Source organism: Williamsia deligens, assembly GCF_024171765.1.
GTDB classification, from domain to species: Bacteria; Actinomycetota; Actinomycetes; order Mycobacteriales; family Mycobacteriaceae; genus Williamsia_A; species Williamsia_A deligens.
The window spans coordinates 109,066-129,004 of the sequence record NZ_JAMTCI010000005.1 but is presented as its reverse complement, the minus strand read 5'-3'; the positions used below and the strand labels follow the sequence as shown (position 1 = coordinate 129,004).

Here is a 19,939-nt window from a genome sequence, read left to right as displayed (position 1 = left end):
GAAGATGGCCAGCATGAGCAACCCGCACAGCGCGGCGAAGCCGGACGAGACGGCGTCGACGACCGGTGCCGGGAAGCCCCCCTCGTCACCGAAGGGCTCGCCCAGGAAGGCGCCGAAGAAGAAGAGCCGCCCCGGGACCATCCCCGTGACCGCGGCCGGCAAACGCCGCTCGATCCCGTGGGCGACGATCGCCGCGATCGTCGTCGTGCTCGCCATCGTCGGGGGCATCGCCGCCTACCTCGTGCCCAAGTACACGGTCCGGGAGGAGGCACAGAAGTTCGTGCCGTCGTCCTCCAACCCCGATCCGTCGAATGCGATCCCCGGCGTGACCAAGCAGTTCTACCCGGCGGGCCAGCACGTGTCCCCCGCCCAGCGCGTCGACTACGACAAGTCGCCGCCGTTCGGTGGTCCGCACGACGCGGTGTGGGCGACCTGCACCGGCGTCGTCTACCCCGACCAGCTGCGCACCGAGAACGCCGTCCACTCGCTCGAGCACGGCGCCGTGTGGATCGCATACAACCCGCAGTCCATCTCCGCCGCCGACAAGGCCACGCTGGAGAAGAAGGTGTCCGGCCAGCAGTTCATGTTGATGTCGCCGTACCCCGGGCTGAGCACACCGATCTCGCTGCAGTCGTGGGGCCATCAGCTCAAGCTGTCCTCTGCGGGCGACCCGCGGGTCGATCAGTTCATCACCGCGCTGCGCCTGAACTCGCAGACCAACGTCTATCCCGGGCAGCCGCAACAGACGGCCTACCCCGAGGTGGGTGCGTCGTGTGCCGCCATCCCGGGTGCGTTCGACCCGAACAACCCCCCGCCCGCCGACGTCGGGCCCGTCCCGGCGAACGCCGTGCCGATGAACGGTGCGGGTACGCAGGCCGCGACCAACGAGCCCGGGGTCACCCCGGCGCCCGCAGGCTGATCCGATGACGACCACCGAGAACCCTCAGACGCAGTCCACGCCGGAGCCCGACACCCGGCCCGCCTGGCGTCGTCAGCTACCCGCCCTCGTGGTCCTGGGCATCGTCGCGCTGCTGCTCGTCGGCGTCGGTGCCGGACTGCTGATCGGCCGCACCCTCCCGTCCGACACCGCTGCCCCTGCCCCGGACTCCGCCGCCGTCGGGTTCGCCCAGGACATGTCCGCCCACCACGCGCAGGCGGTGTCGATGGCCGCGATCGAACTCGACCGCGGCACCGACGAGCAGGTGCGCTCGCTCGCCTTCGACATCCTGACGTCGCAGTCGAACCAGATCGGGCAGATGCAGTCGTGGCTGCAGCGCTGGGGACGTCCCCTCGCGTCGACCACGCCCGCGATGTCGTGGATGACCGGCGACCACGCCATGGGCATGGGGGTCTCGACGACCGCGGGAGACGGCGTCACCACGCCGGTCATGCCGGGGATGGCCACCGAACCCGAGTTGAACCGACTGCGGTCGCTGTCGGGCTCCGCGGTCGACTCCTACTTCCTGCAGCTGATGCTGCGCCACCACCAGGGCGGCCAGCACATGATGGAGTACGCCGTCGATCCCCGGCACGTCTCCGAGGGCTTCGTGCGCGACCTCGCGCAGCAGATGATCAACGTGCAGACCACCGAGGCCGACACGATGACGCAGATGCTGTCCGAGCGTCGTCTGAGCCCGCTGTCGATGAACTGACACGCCTCACAGGTCGGCGCCCCGGAGGTCACCTCCGGTGGTGAGCGTGTGCAACCATGAGCGCCGTGAAGCCCGAGGACGTGAGTTCCGCCGAGCGGGACTGGACGCAGTACTACACACCGGATGACCCCTACGAGATCGGCCGCGAGGAGATCCGCGAGTTCGCCCGGTCGATGAAGGACGCCCACCCCGTCCACTGGGACGAGGCCGCCGCCGCCGAGCTGGGTCACCCCGGACTCATGGCGCCGGTGACGTTCACCGCACGGCTGGCCGGCAGCGGTCTGAACTGGCTCCTCGACGAGGTCCTGCTCGAATACGACACCAGCGCGTTCGTCCAGACCGATCAGGTGTTCACCCAGCACCGTCCGATGCACGCCGGTGACCGCCTCGGCCTGACGATGGGACTGCGCCCCATCCGGCAGAAGGCCGGCGGCGACACCATCGTCGTCGAGGGTCTGCTGATCAACCAGGCGGGCGAGGTGGTCCAGTCGCTGGTGACCACCGCGGCAGGACGCCGCGGAGCCCACGCCGAGCCCGCGCTCGCCGCCGCTCTGTCCGACGTCATGATGGGTGACTTCCTCCCGCCGGCGACCCGGTCCTGGTCGGAGGTCGAGGGCGTCCCGGCCCCGCCGATCGCACCATGGGACGTGCCGGTCGCGGCCTCGGTGCCCGCGTTCGAGGACGTGTCCGTCGGCGACGATCTCCCCAGCCGTGTCGTCACGCTGCGCCGCGGCGACCTGGTCAACTACGCCGGGATCTCCGCCGACCACAACCCCATCCACTGGAGCGATCGCGTCGTCTCCGTGGTCGGGCTGGAGACCGTCGCCGCGCACGGCATGCTCACGATGGGCATCGGCGGGTCGTTCCTGTCCGGGTGGCTCGGCGACCCGGCGGCGATCCGCGACTACCGCGTCCGGTTCACCGGGATCGCGTACGTGGCGGACGACGCCCCGGCAGAGGTCGAATACACTGGTCGGGTCAAAGAGCTGGATGCGGCCACACGAACGGCTACGATCGCGCTCGGTGCCAATTTCCGCGGCAAGCGGATCTTCGGCCGGGCGACGGCCACGGTGCAGTTGCGCTGACCGCGTGACTCACCGCCGAGGTCCCGGCGCAGGCACCCATCGGGGGGCGACACGTCGGGGACGGTCGCGGCCGAGGAGTTCAGACACGACCGCCACGAACCGGTGCGCCGGAGCGTTCACACACGAAAGAGGTTCATCTTGACCACCGAGACCCCGTTCTTCGAGGACGTCCAGGCCCACTACGACCTGAGCGACGAGTTCTTCGCACTCTTCCTGGACGAGTCGCGCACCTACAGCTGCGCGTACTTCAAGGAGGAGGACTACACCCTCAACCAGGCGCAGATCGCCAAGATCGACCTGTCGCTGGGCAAGCTGGGCCTCGAGCCCGGCATGACGCTGCTCGACGTCGGCTGCGGATGGGGCGCCACCGCCCTGCGCGCCATGGAGAAGTACGGCGTCAACGTGATCGGTCTGACGCTGAGCAAGAACCAGTACGGCCACGTCAAGAAGCTGGTCGAGGACAAGGCCGCCGAGACCGGCCTCTCGGGCGACATCCGCCTGCAGGGCTGGGAGGAGTTCGACGGCAAGGTCGACCGCATCGTGTCGATCGGCGCCTTCGAGCACTTCCGCTTCGAGCGCTACGAGCAGTTCTTCAAGTTCGCGTACGACGCCCTGCCCGACGACGGCAAGATGCTGCTGCACACCATCACCGCGTACGGCCTGAGCCATCACCACGAGACCGGCAACAAGATCGGCAAGGACGACTTCGCGTTCCTGCGCTTCATCGCCACCGAGATCTTCCCCGGCGGCCAGCTCCCGCTGCCGAAGCAGGTCACCGACGGCGCCACCGGCGCCGGGTTCACCGTCGAGAAGATCCAGCCGTTGCAGCTGCACTACGCGCGCACCCTCGACGCGTGGAGCAAGGCGCTGGGCGAGCACCGTGACGAGGCGATCGCCCTGTGTGGTCGCGCGAACTACAACACCTACATCAAGTACTTGAGCGGCTGCGCTGCGGCGTTCCGCAAGGACATGATCGACGTCATGCAGTTCACCTGCGTCAAGGGCTGATCGACCCCCACGACACCGACGACGGCGCTCACCGCTTCACAGCGGTGGGCGCCGTCTCTGTTGCATCGGCCGCCGCCGCGACAGCATCGGCGGGGCCGACGAGTGTGGCCGACAGCCGCGCGACCCGCTCCCGGGTCGACGGATCCCGCAGGACGTCGAGTGCTGCGGTGAGCGATGTCGCGTCGAGTCGTGCCAGCCGTGTCGACGTCCCGAGACCCAGGCGTCGCACCTGCGCGCCCCAGTGCATCTGATCGGCCCCGGCGGCACACACGAGGACAGGCAGTCCGGCGCGCAGGGTGGCCGCCGTGGTCCCGGCGCCACCGTGGTGGACGGCCGCGATGCACCGCGGAAGGACCGCCGCGTGGTCGAGCCGTCGGGCGTGGAACACGTGGGCGCGCAGCGGATCCGGTCCCTGGTGGTCCGTCAGTCCGGCCACCAACGCGCGCACGCCCGCCCTGCGCGTGCCCTCGGCGACCGTCGCCGCCATCGCTGCCCTGTCGCGGACGGGGGCGTTGCCGAACGAGACGAACACCGGGGGCGGACCGGCGTCGAACCATGATCCGAGCCCCGCAGGCAGGCCGTCGCCCACCGCAGACCGAGTGCCGTCCGGGAGGTCGAGGAAGCCGACGACGGGTCGTGTCGGACCCCACTCGTCGGCGAGGCCAGGGAACAGCGCGCCGTCGTAGGCCTGGATCTGGACGACGCCGCGGGCAGCGAGGCGTGTCGGGAGCGGGTCGACGGCCGCCGGGAGACCCAGGGACGCCCGGAACCGGTTCTCCGATCCCCGCGATGCCGCCCAGGTGAGCCGGTCCGCCGCGCGCCAGCTGAGCCGATCCACCGTGGCGGGGAGCTGTCGGTGCGTGGGAACCGCACAGATGACGCCGTTCTCGCTCATCGCACAGAACCGCATCGTGGCCAGGCGCGCCCCGTGCCGCTCGGCGAGCGCGAGGCACCGCTCCTGCCCCAGTGGGCCACTGACGATCGACTCGATCCCGCCGTCGTCGGCGAGAGCGGCCACCGCGGCGGCGAGGTCCGCGTCGAAGCGGGCGAAGCCCTCGCGCACCTGGGCGGCGGCGAGACGGACCTTCGTGATCGGGTTGCCCGTGGCGAGCGTCGCGCGCCCGCGGTCACTGTCCCAGTAGGACTCGCTGTCCGCACCGACACCGACACCCCGCAGGCCGAGCCCGGTGACGAAGTCGACGTAGTTGGGCGGCACGAGCATCGTGACATCGTGGCCACGCCGGGAGAGTTCGAGTCCCAGGCATGCCCCGGGCTGCACATCCCCCCGGCTGCCGTAGAACGACAACGCGATTCGCATGAGATGAGGCTAATGCGGTGTGGTGCCCCCGGCAGGATTCGAACCTGCGGCCTTCTGCTCCGGAGGCAGACGCTCTATCCCCTGAGCTACGGGGGCTCATCGGGCGCCGCAAGACTAGCGCACCCCGCAGACGCCACCCAAAGCCGGTGGTCGTGGAGCGGGGTCTCAGCCGGCCACGCCGAGCAGTTCGACGCGGGACCCGGATTCGGTCCGCACGACGTGGAGCTGGGCCGGGATCCGGCTGCGCATCTCGTCGACGTGGCTGACCAGGCCGACGACCCGACCGTTGGACCGCAGGTCGTCGAGGACGACCATGACCCGCTCGAGTGTCTCGGGATCGAGACTGCCGAACCCCTCGTCGATGAACATGGTGTCGAGGACACGCCCACCCGCCTCGGACGAGACCACGTCGGCGAGACCGAGTGCCAGTGCCAGCGAGGCGAAGAAGGTCTCGCCGCCGGACAGCGTCGCGGCGGGCCGCACCACACCGGTGTACTCGTCCCGGATCGCGATCCCCAGACCCCCGCGACGGCCCCGTGTCCCCGCAGCGTCCGAGTGTTCGAACTCGTACCGCCCGCAGGACATCTCGTGCAGACGCGCTGACGCGGCCACCACGACCTCCTCCAGTCGCGCCGCGAGGACGAAGGACCGCAACGACATCGACCGGTTGTTCGAGCCCCGTCCCGAGACGACCTCGGCGAGCCCCGTCACCTCGTCGGCGCGAGCGCGTGCCGGGGTCATGTGGTCGACCGCGGCCCAGAACTGGGCGCAGTGGGTCTCGAGCTTCGTCACGCGGTCGGCCGCGAGTGCCGAGCGGCGTTGCGCATCGTCCCGCGTGTGCCGCGTGGCGTCTCGGGCAGCCCGGGCGCCGACGAGGTCGACCGGACCCGCAGCCACCGCGGCGACGACGTCCGAGTCGTCGAGAACGGCCTGCGCCGCGGTGCGTCGAGCCGTGAGCTGGGCCAGTGTCGACTCCCATCGGGTGATCTGATCGGGGTCGGCGAGCGCAGCCCGCGCGGTCGACATGTCGACGAAACCTGCCTCGACCGCCAGCGCCTGTGCCCGATCTGCCGCTGCGGTCGCCCTGTCGTTCGCGGAGTCCCAGCGCGCGGTCGCGTCGCGCAGCGCCACGGCCGCGCGACACAGGTCCGCGAGCTGTCCGCGGCGGGCGTCGACGCTGGAAGCGGTCCCCCGGGCGGCGTCGAGGTCGGCGTCGAGCTCTTGCAGCGCCGTGCGAACCGCCTGCGCGCGTTCGGTGCGGCCGGATTGATCGGCCTGCACCCGGCTCCGTTCGGCGGTCAGCGCCTCGACGGTGGACTCGACCTCGTCCGCCTGCGCGCGCAGGGTGGCCAGCTCGGCGGCGAGACGTTCGGCGTCGGCGACAGCCCGCCGGGCGTCGGCCATGGCGGCGGTCAACTCCGCCGTCGTGCGTTCTCCCAGCCGGGCACAGAGGCTGTCGTGTTCGGCCTGGACCTCGGTGAGGGCGACCTCGGTGCGCCGGGCCCGGTCCCCCGCCGCCGCCTCCGCGGCCTGCGCGGCGCGCTCGTCGGCGTCGGTGACCGGCGGCATGTCCCCATCGGCATGGGCCGGTGCAGGGTGGACCGTCGACCCGCACGCCGGGCACGGATCACCCGGGGCCAGACGCGCCGCGAGCTCGGCGGCCATGTTGGCGACGCGGCGCTCCCGGATGTCGACCAGGTTCTCCCGCGCCCCGAGGTGTGCCGTGCGCGCGGTCTCGGCCTCGACCCGTGCTGTCGCCAGCGGTCCGACGAGAGCGTCGCGACGGGTGGCGTCGGCGATGAGCGCGGACACCGCGGCCGCCTCGGCCCGCAGACCCGCGACCGTGGCGCCCGCGGCGGTCGCGGCCGAGATCCGTGTCGCGAGTTCGGCACGCCGCGTGGGCATCTCGTCCAGGTCCGCTGCGATGGCCGCGGAACGACGTCCGGCCTGCGCGGTGTCCGCCGCAAGTGTCGACAGTTCGGCCACCATCGCCGGCCGACCGGCCGCGCGTGCGGCGAGCGGTTCGAGACGGCCGGATTCCGCCGACCACCGGTCGACCGCGGCATCGATCGTGGCCGTCACATCGGTGGCGTCCGTCACGGCCGCGACGAGCGCCGCGCCCTCGGGGACGGCCGCGAGCGCAGCGCGCGCGGACGCCACGGCCCCGGCGAGGTGGTCACGGCGCGTCGCGGCGTCGGTGGCGTCGTCGAGGGCGGACCGCATGCCGGCGGCGCGACGGGCGGCATCGAGGATGTCGCCCGTCTCGTCGACGAGGGCGGCCTCGGCGTCGAGCGCTGCGATCTCGGCCTGTGCGGTCTGCGCGCGACGGATCTGCTCGTCGCGTCGGGTGCAGTCGTCGAGACGGGTCTGTGCCCGATCGGCCGCCAGCGCGGCGGCCGCGGCGTCGGCCCGTGCCCGGGCGGCGTCGACCCGAGCGGACTCCATCAGATCGGTCGCCCAGGCGATCTCGGGGTCTGCGGGCGACTCGACCCCGGCGATCGCCGAGATCTGGCCGGCGATCCGATCCGCGGACTGCGCCATCGCCTCGACCTCGGCGCGCACCGTCCGCGCGCGGTCACGCAACCACTCCTCGACCCCGCCGAAACGCTCGGTGTCGAACAGCTTCTCCAACAACGCTTCCCGCTGCTCGTTCTCCGCCCGGAGGAACCGTGCGAAGTCTCCCTGCGGCAGCAACACCACCTGGAAAAACTGGTCCGCGGACATCCCCAGCATCCGGGTGACCGTCTCGCCGATCTCGGGCAGACGGGTCAACTCGGGACCGGACCCGTCGAGCCACACCAGCGATCCACGGGCCTGGATGGTGCGGAACCCCTCGCCACGTCGCTTGGGGCGCCGGTGTTCCGGCGACCGGTCGATCCGGAGCCGTCGCCCGGCTAGGGTCGCCTCGAGCACCACACGCGGGACGGTGGCGGGATCAGCGTGGTCGGAGTGGAGGCGACGACCCTCGTGGCGGACACCCGGCACGCGCCCGAAGAGCGCGAACGCGACAGCGTCGAGGACGGTGGTCTTGCCGGCACCGGTCTGTCCGTGCAGCAGGAACAGGCCGTCGCCGCCGAGCACGTCGAAGTCGACGACGACCTCGTCGGCGAAGGGGCCGAACGCCTCCATCGTGATCCGGTGCAGTCTCACGCCGACACCTGCTCGTCGTCCGACTCCGTGACCGGCCCGCCTCCGGCGGGGAGTGCGAACAGCGCGAAGCTGCCGTCGTCCTCGAGGATCTCGGGCACGGGATCGACCGCGCTCTCGATCTCGCCGGTGGCGTCCGCCGCATCGGCGGTGTCGTGCGCATCGGTGCTGTCGACCACGACGGGCCGCGCCGTCTCGGACTCCGCCACCTCCGGTTCACCGACCACCGCATGCAGCGCCTCGGCGACGAGGGCCATCTCCCCCACCGACGGTGCGCTGCGCACGTCACCGAGGAACGAGCGCACGATCTCGGAGTCGGACCGACCGTGGACGCGGGATCGGTAGTCCCCCGCGTCGGTCGCGGTCGGACGGATCCACTCGACGTGCACCGCGTGGGCGAAGCGCGCGCGCAGTCGGCGCATCGCGTCGACCGGACGGATGGGATCGGTCAGTTCAGCACGGACGTAGGCGTTCTCGTGCCCCTCGAGTGCGGGGTCGCGCAGCAGATCGTCGAGATCGCCGCGCAGCGAGATCAGGTCGCGGACGACCGGCAGATCGTGGCGCCGCACCTCGGCGAGGCCGTGGGCGTCGAGATCGACGATCCAGACCGCCTTGCGGTGCGACCGCTCGCCGAACGAATACGCCAACAGCGAACCGCTGTACCGCACGGACGCGGTGATCTCCTGCGGGGTGTGGAGGTGTCCGAGGGCCACGTAGTCGACCCCGGAGAACGTCGACGTCCCCACCGTCTCCACACCGCCGACGCTGATGGATCTCTCCGATCCCGCGGACTCACCGCCCACCACGAATGCGTGGGCCACCACGACGGACCGGCGCGGGTGGTCCGCGAGGTGCGCGCGCACGGAGTCCATCGCGGCACCGAGGACCTCGACGTGGCCCCGGGCGTCCGGGACGCCGAGATGCACACGTGCAGCGTCCGGTTCGAGATACGGGATGCCGTAGACGGCGATCTCGCCGTGACGGTCCGACAGGACCACGGGACGGGCGATGCCGGCGCACGACGTCCGCAGATGCAGTCCCCCCGCGGCGGCGAAGGACGAGCCGACCCCGAGTCGTGTCGGCGAGTCGTGGTTGCCCGACGTCACGATGATCTCCGCACCGGCCTCGCGGATGTCGGCCAGCGCCGCGTCGTACACGGCAACGGCATCCGCCGACGGGACGGAACGGTCGTACACATCGCCCGCGACGATCACGGCGTCGACCGATTCCCGCGCCACCACCGCGGCGACATCGCGCAGGGCGCGACGCTGGTCGTCGAGGAGGTCGACGCCGTGGAAGGTCCGGCCGAGGTGCCAGTCGGAGGTGTGCAGGAACCGCATGGGCTCACCGTAGGGCCCACCCCCGACACGATCCGGGACCCGCGGTGGGCGTGTGGATACTGGATCGGGTGAGTTCCCCCGCACCACAGCGTGCCCTGTCGGCACTGTCCGGCGTCGTCGCCGCCGGCGTGGCCCTCGGGGTGGGTCAGTTCGTCGCCGCGTTCCTGGACCGCGCAGCGGGTCCGCTCCTCGCGGTCGGCTCCGCCACGATCGACGCGACGCCGACGCCTGTGCGCGAGTTCGCGATCGACACGTTCGGTACCGGGGACAAGACCGCGCTGATCGTCGGGACGTGCATCGTCATCGCGGTGATCGCCGCGGTGGCGGGTTCGGTGGAGCGCCCTCGGAGACCGTGGGGCAGTGTCGTGTTCGTCGCGTTCGGCGTTCTCGGGGTCGTCGCCGCGACCACTCGCGCCGGAGCCGGTGTCGCGTGGTTCCTGCCGACCGTCGTCGGCGTCGCCGCCGGCATCGTCGTCCTGCGCATCTCCGTGCGACGTCTCGCCGACCCCACCGGGCCGTCGGTCCCGGGCGGTGCGACGAACCGTCGGACGGTCCTGCTCGGTCTCTCGGGAGCGGGCATCGGCGCGGTGGTGGCCGGGGTCGTCGGGTCCGTGCTCGACCACATGCTCAACGACGTCGGTCGCGACCGGTCCGGTTTCACGGTCCCGCGTGCCACGGCCTCCCTCGATCCCCCGTCCGCCGACGGCGACGACCCCGCCGGGTTCATCACCCGTCCGGCGGACTTCTACCGCATCGACACCGCGCTGCGGCCGCCCCAGGTCACCGCGGAGGGGTGGTCTCTGCGGATCCACGGCATGGTCGACAGGGAGGTCCGCATCGACATGGACCGACTGCGTTCCATGCCCGCCGTGGAGAAGACGGTCACGCTCACCTGCGTGTCGAACGAGGTCGGTGGCGACCTCATCGGCACCGCGCGGTGGACGGGGTACCGCCTGCGCGACCTCATCGCGATGGCCGGCCCGTCGTCCGACGCGGACATGGTCCTGTCGACCAGCGCCGACGGTTTCACCGCAGGCACCCCGATCGAGGCACTCACCGACGACCGCGGGTCACTCCTGGCCGTCGGGATGGACGGCGCCCCGCTCCCGGTCGAGCACGGCTACCCCGCACGGATGGTGGTGCCCGGTCTCTACGGCTACGTCTCGGCCACGAAATGGGTCGTCTCCCTGGAGGTCACACGGTTCGACCGCGCGACGGCCTATTGGACCGACCGTGGATGGGCCGAGAAGGGCCCCATCAAGACGAGCTCGCGCACCGACGTCCCCCGCGACGGGGCCACCGTCGGACGCGGTCGCGTGCAGGTGGCCGGCGTCGCCTGGGCACAGGGACGGGGGATCGACCGGGTACAGGTGCGCGTCGACGACGGGGCGTGGAACACGGCGACCGTGCTCGCCCCCGACATGCTCGACGCCTGGAGGCTGTGGCGCTGGACGTGGGACGCGCCCCCCGGCGCCCACACGCTCACCGTCCGCGCGTTCGACGGCGACGGTCGTCAGCAGTCGGCGGTGCCGGCGCCACCCATCCCCGACGGCGCCTCGGGCCTGCACACCATCTCGGTCACGGTGACCTGATGTCGCCGGCCGCGACGGTCCGACCGTCCGGCGCGACCGGGTCCCCGGGCACCGCCAGCGCGACCGCCCAGTCGACCAACAGCTCACAGGATCGCGCCGCTGCCTCGTCGTCGCGGTCGACGAGCCACCACTGGAACACCCCGTAGATGGTCTGCACCGCACACCGCACGACGTCGCGTTCCCTGCCCTGCCAGTGCATCCCGGTGCGTTCCCCGACCGTCGCCAGGAACCGCGCCCCGTAGAGCTCGGCCAGCTCGTGCTGATGACGTGTGTTCGCCCGCGCAGCCGACCCGGCCGGGCTCCGCAACGACTCGACCACCGACTCCACCAGCACCATCCACCGACCCGGCGACTCGCGGGTGAGGGCCAGCACGGAGACGACGGTCCCGGAGACGGCGGCGTGCAACGCCTCCCGGCCAGCTCGGGCGGCCGTGCCGTCCGACGTCCCGGCGATCAGCGGGTTCCCGGAGACGAACGCGTCGAGATGACGGGTCATGGCCGTGCCGACCACCGCGGCCATCAGCTCGTCCTTGCCCGCGAAGCAGTAGTGCACGATGCCGAGTGAGACCCCGGCGGCGTCCGCGACGCCCCGCACGGTGACCGCCGCCAGTCCCGAGTCCTCGGCGATCCGCAGCGCGCAGTCGACGAGTTGCTCACGGCGTTGATCGATCGTCAGCCGAGACAGCATGCGTGCAGTACATCCGACGCGGGCTCGGGGGGTCAATCGCGACCCCGTCGCGGGGGTCGCCCGGGGTCTGCGATCAGACCTTCGTCGTGACGTCGGCCGGGTTCGACGGCTCCACCACGGGTGCGGCGTCCTGCACCGGGGCCACCGGGGCGGCGGTCATGTGGCGCGGCCGGGCGAAGAACACCGCGGCGACGACGCCGAGGAGCAAGACGGCCGCAGGAAGATAGATCGACTGGCCCATCGCGTCGGAGAAGCCCGGCTTGGCGATCGCCGGGAGCGTCCCCGTCGACCCGGCGGCGACGCTCGCCCCGGGGAACTCGGCGGCCAACCGGGTCTGCAGCAGCGCCCCGACCGCGGCGCTGCCGAGCACCGACCCCACGACACGCAGCGTGTTGTAGACGCCGGCACCGGCACCGGCCTGCGTCATCGGCAGGTTGCGGTTGGCCGTCGCGGCCAACGGCGCCCAGATGCCCGCGCTGGCGATGCCCATCAGACACACGGGGATGATCAGCTGCCACACGGGCGTCGCCGGCTGCGCCAGGTAGCCCAGCAGGGCGACGGCGACCGCGTTCAGCAGCAGCGACCCGCCGATGATCCAGCGGGGATGCGTGGTGTCCACCAGGCGCCCGACGACCGGCGCGAGGATGCCCGTGAGCACGGCCATCGGGACCAGGACCAGCGCCGAGCGCGTCGGGGACATGCCGCCGACGAGCTGCAGGTAGAACATCATCGGCACCATCAGGCCCGCGGTGGCGAAGCCCATCGTCGCGATGCCGATGTTCGCCAGCGAGAAGTTGCGGTCCCGGAACAGGGACAGCGGCACCAGCGGCTGACCCCGGACCTTCGTCTGCCACCAGACGAAGACGCCCAGGATCGCGACCCCGGCGACGGCGAGGATCCAGATCCAGGCGGCCCAGTCGTACTTCTCGCCGTCCTGGATCGCGAACACCAGGGCACCCAGGCCCACCGCGCTGAGCAGGACGCCGATGATGTCGAAGTCGCGGCCGGTGGTGTCGACCGTCGGGACCAGCCACCAGGCCAGTGCCAGACCGATGACCCCGACCGGCACGTTGACGAAGAAGATCCACTCCCACCCGAGGCTGTCGACGAGGACGCCCCCGGCCAGCGGGCCGACGAGGGTCGCGACACCGGCGACGGTCCCCCACACGCCCATCGCCGCCCCGCGTCGCTCCGCGGGGAACATGCGCGTGATCAGGGACATGGTCTGCGGCGTGATGAGCGCGGCGCCGAGGCCCTGCAGGGCGCGCGCCGCGATCAGTTCGCCGATGGATCCCGACAACCCGCACCACACGCTGGCGGCGGTGAACACGATCAGACCCGCCTGGTACATCAACTTGGGTCCGAAGCGGTCGCCCAGGCGCCCGGTGATGAGCAGCGGGACCGCGTAGGTGAGCAGGTAGGCGCTCGTCACCCAGATGACGCCGTTGAAGTCGGTGCGGAGGCTCTCCTGGATGTTCGGCTGCGCGACCGCGACGATCGTCATGTCCACGAGGATCATGAAGAAGCCGACGCACAGGGCCATGAGCGCAGCCCACGGCCGGTGGGTCACCGGGATGAACGGTCGGGGTGCGGTCATCGTGAGAACTCCTGTGTGGAATGGTCTGCGAAGGCGGGCGGGGTGCTCCCCGCAGCGGCGGTGGCGGGGTCGATGCAGGCGAAGTCGTCGTCGGTGAGCGGCCCGATGTCCGGCTGCGGCCCCACCGGCACGCGGGGTCGCTTCCATTCGAGCGACCCGTCGGCGAGGCGGTCCCGCAGTGCGCGGAGGTGATCGATCTGGGCACGCAGTGTGGCGGAGCGGCACCCGAGATCGAGCAGGAACATCTCCGGCACCCCACGGGCGAGTGCCTGTGTGTGGGCGACGGACCAGCGCTCACGGTCGGCGGCCATGTGCTCGAGACGGGTGTCGATCAGATCGACCACCTGCTCACGGGGCAGTTCGTGGGCCTGCGCGAGTGCGAGGTAGATGTCGCTGAACTCCACCGACGGGGTCGCCAACAACCCGGCGAGGTGCTCACGCACCGCGGTGGACCCCTCCGGTGTGACGGCGTAGACGGTGCGTTCGGGCCGGTTGCCGGCGCGCTCGACGTCGTCGACCCGCACCAGCCCACGCTCCTCGAGGCGGGACACGGCGTGGTAGAGCGTGCCCGGCCGGATGTTGGCGAACCGGTCCTCCTTGCGACTCACCAGCACCTGCAACAGCTCATAGGGGTGCATGGCGCGTTCGTCGAGAGCGCAGAGCACGAGAACCGACAGCGGGGTCAGACCCGTGCCATCGCATCGTCGTGCCGCCACGGCAACCCTCCTGCCTCGAATACTCCACGTGGAATATTTACAGGCCGAGCACCCGGCGGCAACTCGGACAGCGCTCGCGGCGGCGCGGGCTAATCTGGCCTGGATGAGCGAACACGGATCGCCGACCGGGACCCCGGCGGACACCAGCACCGACGGCAGCGGCGACGGGAGCGAGGCCTGGTCGAAGCCGGGCACCTACGTGAACCCCGGGACGGACTTCGTCCGCGACACCAACTACATCGAGACCCGCATCACGCGCGACGGTGCGGACGGGTACCCCGTCGAGCCCGGCCGCTACCGGCTCGTCGTGGCCCGGGCCTGTCCGTGGGCGAACCGCGCGATCATCGTGCGCCGCCTGCTCGGCCTCGAGGACGCGATCTCCATGGGCCTGTGCGGGCCCACCCACGACCCGGACTCCTGGACGTTCGACCTCGACCCCGGCGGCGTCGACCCCGTGTTGAAGATCCCCCGCATCAAGGACGCGTACCTGGCGCGGTTCCCGGACTACAGCAAGGGGATCACCGTCCCCGCGATGGTCGACGTGCCCACCGGACAGGTGGTGACCAACAACTTCCCGCAGATGACGATCGACATGTCGCTGGAATGGACCGACCACCATCGCGAGGGCGCCCCCCAGCTCTATCCCGAACATCTGCGCGCCGAGATCGACGACGTCAACGCCGGGATCTTCACCGAGATCAACAACGGCGTGTACCGCTGCGGGTTCGCGGGCAGCCAGCGCTCCTACGAGCGCGCCTACGCACGGCTCTTCGACCACCTCGACGTGATCGCCGAACGACTCCGCGACCAGCGGTATCTGGTGGGCGACACCATCACCGAGGCCGACGTGCGGTTGTTCACCACGCTCGTCCGCTTCGACCCCGTCTACCACGGTCACTTCAAGTGCAACCGCGCGAAGCTCAGCGAGATGCCGGTGCTGTGGGCGTACGCACGAGACCTGTTCCAGACGGCCGGATTCGGCGACACGGTCGATTTCAGCCAGATCAAACGCCACTACTACGTGGTCCACTCCGACATCAACCCGACCGGGATCGTCCCGCTCGGGCCCGATCTCCGCGGGTGGCACACCCCGCACCACCGCGAGCAGCTCGGCGGCCGCCCGTTCGGCGAGGGCACGCCGCCACCACCACCACGCGCCGACGAGACCGTCGCCCTGCAGGACTGGGCACCGCGGTGAGCCGCGACCGTGGGGGCGCGATCGTCGGTGTCATCGACCGCGCACAACGTCTGCAGGCTCCGGCGGTGGCCGCCTACGTCCGCCGCCTTCGGTCGGCACACCCCGACGAGTCCCCGGCGCAGGTGATCGCCCGCGTCGAGCGGCGGTACCTGACGACCGTGATCTCGTCGGGCGGCGCGGCCGGCGCCACCGCGGCGGTGCCGGGCGTCGGGACACTCGCGTCCATCGGCGCCATCGGCGCGGAGTCGGCCTTCTTCATCGAGGCATCGGCCCTGCTGGCCCTCGCGGTCGCGGAGGTCCACGGGATCCCGGTCGCCGACGCCGACCGACGACGCACCCTGGTGCTCGCGGTGGTCCTCGGCGAGGAGGGTGTCCTGGCCCTCGGCAAGGCTCTGGGGTCGAGGAACAACCCGCTGGGCCGGCTGGCAGGCGGGTCGTTGAACGGTCCCGCGCTGCGCAGTCTGAACAAGACCCTTCTCAAGCGCGTGGTGAAGAAGTACGCGGCCCGTCGTGCTCCCCTCATGGTCGGGAAGATGCTGCCCGCGGGTGTCGGTGCGGCGGTGGGCGGTGCGGGCAACCGCGCCCTGGGCAAGAGGATCATCGCCAACGCGCGCGACGCGTTCGGTCCGCCGCCCGCGGCCTGGACTGTCGCGATCGGGTCGGACGGGGCGGGGTCGGACGGGACGGCCGCCATCACGCGGGACGCCCACACCCACGATCGGTGACGGGCGGCTGGATCCGGCGACTCGTCCGGGAGTGCGCCCGTCACCGCGCGCTGGTGACGATCACGCTGGTGGTCACCGCCATCGGCGTCGCGATCGACCTCACCGTCCCGCTGGTCACCCGGGCGGCCATCGACACCGCGACCGGCGCGGCATCGCACGGGTTCTCCATCAGCACACTCGGATTCGCCCTCGTGGGTCTCGGGGTGGTGCGGTTCGCCGCGCAGTTCGCCCGGCGGCTGACCGCCGGGCGGTTGTCACTGACCGTGCAGAACGTCCTGCGGACGTCCATCCTCGCCACGCTGCTCCGGCTCGACGGCCCCGCCGTGAACCGGATCGTCACCGGCCAGGTGGTGTCCCGCTCCATCTCCGATCTGCAGCTCGTGCAGGGACTGCTGTCGATGGTGCCGCTGTCGTTGGGTGCCGTCGTCCAGGTCGTCCTCGCCCTCGGCGTGATGGCGTACCTGTCACCCCTGCTGACCCTCGTCGCCCTGCTGGTCATCCCGGCGGTCACGGTCGTCGCCTTCCGCACCCGGCGGGCGCTCTTCGCCGCCACGTGGTCGGCGCAGCAGACCGCCGCCGACGTCGCACAGCACGTGGAGGAGACCGTCACCGGCGTCCGCGTGGTGAAGGGGTTCGGCCAGGAGGACCGGTCGGTCGACGAACTCGCCGACCACGGGAGACGGCTGTTCTCGCAACGGATCCGGGCGGCCCGCATCAACTCCCGCTTCTCACCGACGATGAACGCGATCCCCCAGGTGGCGCTCGTGGCCATCGTCGCCCTCGGCGGGGTGCTCACCGCGCGCGGTGACATCACCGTCGGCACGTTCCTCGCGTTCGCCACGTACGTGACGACGATGACCGGACTCGCGCGCCTGCTGACGAACCTCGTGGTGTCGGCGCAGCTCGCGCGTGCTGCGGTCGAGCGCGTCTACGACGTGATCGACCACCCCACCGACCCGCGCTGGTCCGCGACGACGGGGACCGGCACGACCGGCACCGTCGGCGTGCGTCTGACCGACGTCGACGTCGACCTGCCCGACGGCAGCCCGCTCTTCCGGGGGTTGACCCTCGCCGTGGAACCGGGTGAGGCCGTCGCGATCGTGGGACCACCGGGATCGGGCAAGTCCACGCTGGCCGCGGTGCTGGCCGGGCTCGCTCCCGCCCGGTCCGGGTCCGTCGTCCTCACCGACACCGCCTCCGGGACGGTGGTCGACGTCGGTTCCGCCGATCTCGACGACATCCGGTCACGGCTGGGGATCGCCTTCGACGACCCGTTCCTCTACTCGGACACCATCGCGACCAACATCGCCCTGGGCCCCTCCGCCGACGCCGATCCCGAGGAGGTGCGCCGACGCGTCGAACGCGCAGCACGCCGCGCGTCCGCCCACGACTTCATCAGCGCTCTGCCCGACGCGTACGACACCGTCGTCGGTGAGCGCGGACTGACGTTGTCGGGCGGACAGCGACAACGGATCGCACTGGCCCGCGCGCTGTTCGTCGATCCACCCGTCCTCGTGCTCGACGACGCCACCTCGGCCGTCGACGCCACGACGGAGGCCGCGATCCTGGGGGAACTGCGCAGCACACCCGGTCGGACGCTGGTGCTCATCGCCCACCGGCGGTCGACCCTCGCCCCGGTCGACCGCGTCCTCGTCCTCGACGAGGGGCGCGTCGTCGACTCCGGGACCCCGGCCGAGGTGGCCGAACGCTCCCCGTTGTTCCGGTCCCTCATGGCCGACCCCACGGGGCCGCAGGAGATCGACCCCGCCACGGCCGTCACCGCCACGCCCACACCACAGGCGCTCTGGCCCGACGACACCGCCGACGCCGGCGTCGAGGTCGGGGAGCGCATCCGCCGAGCTCCCCCGACCCGATCCGGCCGCCGCGGTGGCGGCGGCGGGATGTCGGGCGCACTGGGATCCATGCCCGCCACCCCCGCGCTGCTCGAGGCCGTCGCCGAACTGCCCCCGGCCGACGAGGACCCGAGGGTGGACGAGCAGGAGGCCCGTCTCCCGGACCCCCGGTTCTCCCTGCGCGGTCTCCTCCGACCCGTGCGCGCGCTGCTCGCCGTCGCGATCGTCGCGGTCGCCGTCGACACGGCCACCGGACTCGCGTTCCCGACGTTGGCGCGCATCGGCATCGACGCCGCGACCGACGATCACCTCGCGACGCTCTGGCTCACCACCGCGGCCGGTCTCGTGGCGGTCGCGATCGGGTGGATCGCGTTGTCGGCGACCACCATCACCAGCGCCCGTGCCGGTGAACGCGTCCTGTTCCGCCTTCGCGTCCGCAGCTACGCGCATCTACAGCGACTCGGACTGGACTACTACGAGCGGGAGTTGTCCGGTCGCATCATGACCCGGATGACCACCGACATCGACGCGCTGTCGCAGTTCCTGCAGACCGGGCTGTCCACGACGGTCATCGCACTGCTGACGATCGTCGGGGTCGCGGCGGCTCTCATCGTCACCGACCCGTCACTGGGGGCGGTGGTCGTCGTGGCGCTCCTCCCGCTGGCCGTCGCGACCGTGGTGTTCCAACGGGTGGCGTCGCGGGCCTACTCGCGGTCACGGGAACTGGTCAGCGCCGTCAACGCCGACTTCCAGGAGAACGTCGCGGGTCTGCGCACCACCACGACCTACCGCAACGAGGGGCGCGCACGAGCACGCTTCGGTGAGCTCGCCGGCCGCTACGTCGAGGCCCGGATGGTCTCCCAGCGGGCGATCTCTGTGTACTTCCCGTTCATCACGTTCGTGTCCGACATGGCCACAGCCGCCGCCGTGGGGCTCGGCGCGGCACAGGTGGCCTCGGGTGAGACGCAACCCGGGACCATCGTCGCGTTCGTCCTCTACCTCGGGATGCTGTTCGGTCCCGTCCAACAACTCAGCCAGGTGTTCGACGGCTACCAGCAGGCGGTGGTCGGCCTCCGCCGCATCGGCGACCTGCTGCGCACCCCGAGCAGCGTCTCCGACGACGGCGCACCCGGGCACCGCGGCAGGGACGCGGTTTCGCCGGTGTCGGGACCGGCCGGTCACGCCCAGCTCGACGCCGTGCGGTTCCGTTACGCGGGTGCGGCCGACGACGCCCTGCGCGGCGTCGACCTCGACATCCCCGCGGGGTCCTCGCTGGCCCTGGTCGGGCAGACCGGCGCCGGGAAGTCGACGATCGTCAAACTGCTGGCCCGGTTCTACGACCCCACCGCGGGCAGCGTGCGCCTCGACGGCCGAGACATCCGCGACGTCCCGCTGCACACCCACCGCGCCCGACTGGGCGTCGTGCCCCAGGAACCGCACCTGTTCACCGGCACCATCGCCTCGAACATCGCCTACGGCGACCCGACGGCGTCGCGCGCGCGCATCGAGGCGGCCGCGGCGGCGGTCGGCGCCCTGGACACGATCGCCGGGCTCCGGGGTGGGATGACCCACCGCGTCGGGGAGCGCGGACAGGGACTCTCGGCCGGTCAGCGGCAACTCATCGCGCTCGCGCGGGCGGAACTCGTCGACCCCGACCTGCTGCTCCTCGACGAGGCCACCGCCACCCTCGACCAGGCCACCGAACGCCGCGTGCTCGAGGCGGGTCGGCGTCTGGCGAGGTCGCGGACCTCGGTCATCGTGGCCCACCGTCTCGCGACCGCCGCTCGCGCGGACAGGATCGCGGTGGTCTCCGACGGACAGATCGTCGAGGCGGGAACGCATGAGGAGCTCCTGGCGTTGGACGGCAGGTATCGGGTCCTCTGGGACACCGGGTCGGCAACGGGGCCGACCTCCGCCGACACCGCCGTCGCTGTGGCCGCCGGGAGCGGTCGAGAGACCGACTCGCGATAGGCCGAGCCCGTATGCGACGCAGGTGGGCGGGGACTAGCCTGGCGGTGGT

The 19,939-nt window shown here is 71.5% G+C and carries 14 protein-coding genes and 1 tRNA gene; 8 read left to right on the top strand and 7 right to left on the bottom strand.

Annotated features, from left to right (window positions below):
- Nucleotides 1–13 precede the first annotated feature (13 nt).
- The 4 genes from LX14_RS20175 to LX14_RS20160 all read left to right on the top strand — a co-directional run bounded on the left by LX14_RS20175 (nt 14) and on the right by LX14_RS20160 (nt 3,745).
- A complete protein-coding gene (locus LX14_RS20175) occupies nt 14–919 on the top strand; it encodes a thioredoxin-like domain-containing protein (RefSeq protein WP_253649164.1) in 906 nt (301 codons plus the stop codon).
- Nucleotides 920–923: 4 nt separating this feature from the next.
- On the top strand, nt 924–1,652 hold the full coding sequence (locus LX14_RS20170) for a DUF305 domain-containing protein (RefSeq protein WP_253649163.1): 729 nt from the start codon (nt 924–926) through the stop codon (nt 1,650–1,652).
- A gap of 56 nt (nt 1,653–1,708) precedes the next feature.
- Nucleotides 1,709–2,737: a fused (3R)-hydroxyacyl-ACP dehydratase subunits HadA/HadB gene (locus LX14_RS20165; RefSeq protein WP_253649162.1), complete on the top strand. Its 1,029-nt coding sequence runs from the start codon at nt 1,709–1,711 to the stop codon at nt 2,735–2,737.
- Between the two features lie 138 nt (nt 2,738–2,875).
- Nucleotides 2,876–3,745 carry a cyclopropane mycolic acid synthase family methyltransferase gene (locus tag LX14_RS20160; RefSeq protein WP_301283986.1) on the top strand — a complete coding sequence of 290 codons (870 nt, stop codon included), beginning with the start codon at nt 2,876–2,878 and terminating at the stop codon, nt 3,743–3,745.
- Between the two features lie 28 nt (nt 3,746–3,773).
- Here the strand turns inward: LX14_RS20160 and LX14_RS20155 are convergent, their stop codons facing one another.
- The 4 genes from LX14_RS20155 to LX14_RS20140 form a co-directional block, all read right to left on the bottom strand.
- Nucleotides 3,774–5,063, bottom strand: a complete 1,290-nt coding sequence (locus LX14_RS20155) for a glycosyltransferase (RefSeq protein WP_253649161.1) — start codon at nt 5,061–5,063, stop codon at nt 3,774–3,776.
- A 20-nt stretch (nt 5,064–5,083) separates the two neighbouring features.
- Nucleotides 5,084–5,159, bottom strand: a tRNA-Arg gene (locus LX14_RS20150).
- A gap of 69 nt (nt 5,160–5,228) precedes the next feature.
- The gene (locus LX14_RS20145) at nt 5,229–8,213 is read right to left on the bottom strand and encodes an AAA family ATPase (protein WP_253649160.1); all 2,985 of its coding nucleotides are present in this window, start codon (nt 8,211–8,213) and stop codon (nt 5,229–5,231) included.
- Nucleotides 8,210–9,550 carry an exonuclease SbcCD subunit D gene (locus LX14_RS20140; RefSeq protein ID WP_253649159.1) on the bottom strand — a complete coding sequence of 447 codons (1,341 nt, stop codon included), beginning with the start codon at nt 9,548–9,550 and terminating at the stop codon, nt 8,210–8,212. Before LX14_RS20140 ends, LX14_RS20145 begins: the two co-directional genes overlap by 4 nt.
- A gap of 68 nt (nt 9,551–9,618) precedes the next feature.
- Here LX14_RS20140 and LX14_RS20135 point away from each other — a divergent pair, with 68 nt between their 5' ends.
- On the top strand, nt 9,619–11,142 hold the full coding sequence (locus LX14_RS20135) for a molybdopterin-dependent oxidoreductase (RefSeq protein WP_253649158.1): 1,524 nt from the start codon (nt 9,619–9,621) through the stop codon (nt 11,140–11,142).
- Here LX14_RS20135 and LX14_RS20130 read toward each other — a convergent pair.
- The 3 genes from LX14_RS20130 to LX14_RS20120 all read right to left on the bottom strand — a co-directional run bounded on the left by LX14_RS20130 (nt 11,129) and on the right by LX14_RS20120 (nt 14,143).
- The gene (locus tag LX14_RS20130; RefSeq protein ID WP_253649157.1) at nt 11,129–11,830 is read right to left on the bottom strand and encodes a TetR/AcrR family transcriptional regulator; all 702 of its coding nucleotides are present in this window, start codon (nt 11,828–11,830) and stop codon (nt 11,129–11,131) included. The genes LX14_RS20135 and LX14_RS20130 overlap by 14 nt on opposite strands.
- A 73-nt stretch (nt 11,831–11,903) precedes the next feature.
- Entirely contained in the window at nt 11,904–13,427 is a 1,524-nt protein-coding gene (locus LX14_RS20125; RefSeq protein WP_253649156.1) for an MFS transporter, read from the bottom strand.
- Nucleotides 13,424–14,143 (bottom strand): PadR family transcriptional regulator, encoded by a 720-nt coding sequence (locus LX14_RS20120; protein ID WP_253649155.1) that lies wholly within the window; start codon nt 14,141–14,143, stop codon nt 13,424–13,426. The genes LX14_RS20125 and LX14_RS20120 overlap by 4 nt, the downstream gene beginning before the upstream one ends.
- A gap of 103 nt (nt 14,144–14,246) precedes the next feature.
- Here LX14_RS20120 and LX14_RS20115 point away from each other — a divergent pair, with 103 nt between their 5' ends.
- Genes LX14_RS20115 through LX14_RS20105 form a run of 3 tightly spaced genes read left to right on the top strand, consistent with a single transcriptional unit; the run spans nt 14,247 to nt 19,890 of the window.
- Nucleotides 14,247–15,341 carry a glutathione S-transferase family protein gene (locus LX14_RS20115; RefSeq protein ID WP_253649154.1) on the top strand — a complete coding sequence of 365 codons (1,095 nt, stop codon included), beginning with the start codon at nt 14,247–14,249 and terminating at the stop codon, nt 15,339–15,341.
- Entirely contained in the window at nt 15,338–16,066 is a 729-nt protein-coding gene (locus LX14_RS20110) for a hypothetical protein (RefSeq protein ID WP_253649153.1), read from the top strand. The genes LX14_RS20115 and LX14_RS20110 overlap by 4 nt, the downstream gene beginning before the upstream one ends.
- Entirely contained in the window at nt 16,063–19,890 is a 3,828-nt protein-coding gene (locus LX14_RS20105) for an ABC transporter ATP-binding protein (RefSeq protein WP_253649152.1), read from the top strand. The genes LX14_RS20110 and LX14_RS20105 overlap by 4 nt, the downstream gene beginning before the upstream one ends.
- The last annotated feature ends 49 nt before the right edge of the window (nt 19,891–19,939 follow it).

Coding starts and splice junctions, on each gene's coding strand:
- LX14_RS20165 (WP_253649162.1), top strand. CDS start 1,709: ATGAGCGCCGTGAAGCCCGAGGACGTGAGTTCCGCCGAGCGGGACTGG.
- LX14_RS20140 (WP_253649159.1), bottom strand. CDS start 9,550: ATGCGGTTCCTGCACACCTCCGACTGGCACCTCGGCCGGACCTTCCAC.
- LX14_RS20115 (WP_253649154.1), top strand. CDS start 14,247: ATGAGCGAACACGGATCGCCGACCGGGACCCCGGCGGACACCAGCACC.
- LX14_RS20175 (WP_253649164.1), top strand. CDS start 14: ATGAGCAACCCGCACAGCGCGGCGAAGCCGGACGAGACGGCGTCGACG.
- LX14_RS20170 (WP_253649163.1), top strand. CDS start 924: ATGACGACCACCGAGAACCCTCAGACGCAGTCCACGCCGGAGCCCGAC.
- LX14_RS20130 (WP_253649157.1), bottom strand. CDS start 11,830: ATGCTGTCTCGGCTGACGATCGATCAACGCCGTGAGCAACTCGTCGAC.
- LX14_RS20125 (WP_253649156.1), bottom strand. CDS start 13,427: ATGACCGCACCCCGACCGTTCATCCCGGTGACCCACCGGCCGTGGGCT.
- LX14_RS20155 (WP_253649161.1), bottom strand. CDS start 5,063: ATGCGAATCGCGTTGTCGTTCTACGGCAGCCGGGGGGATGTGCAGCCC.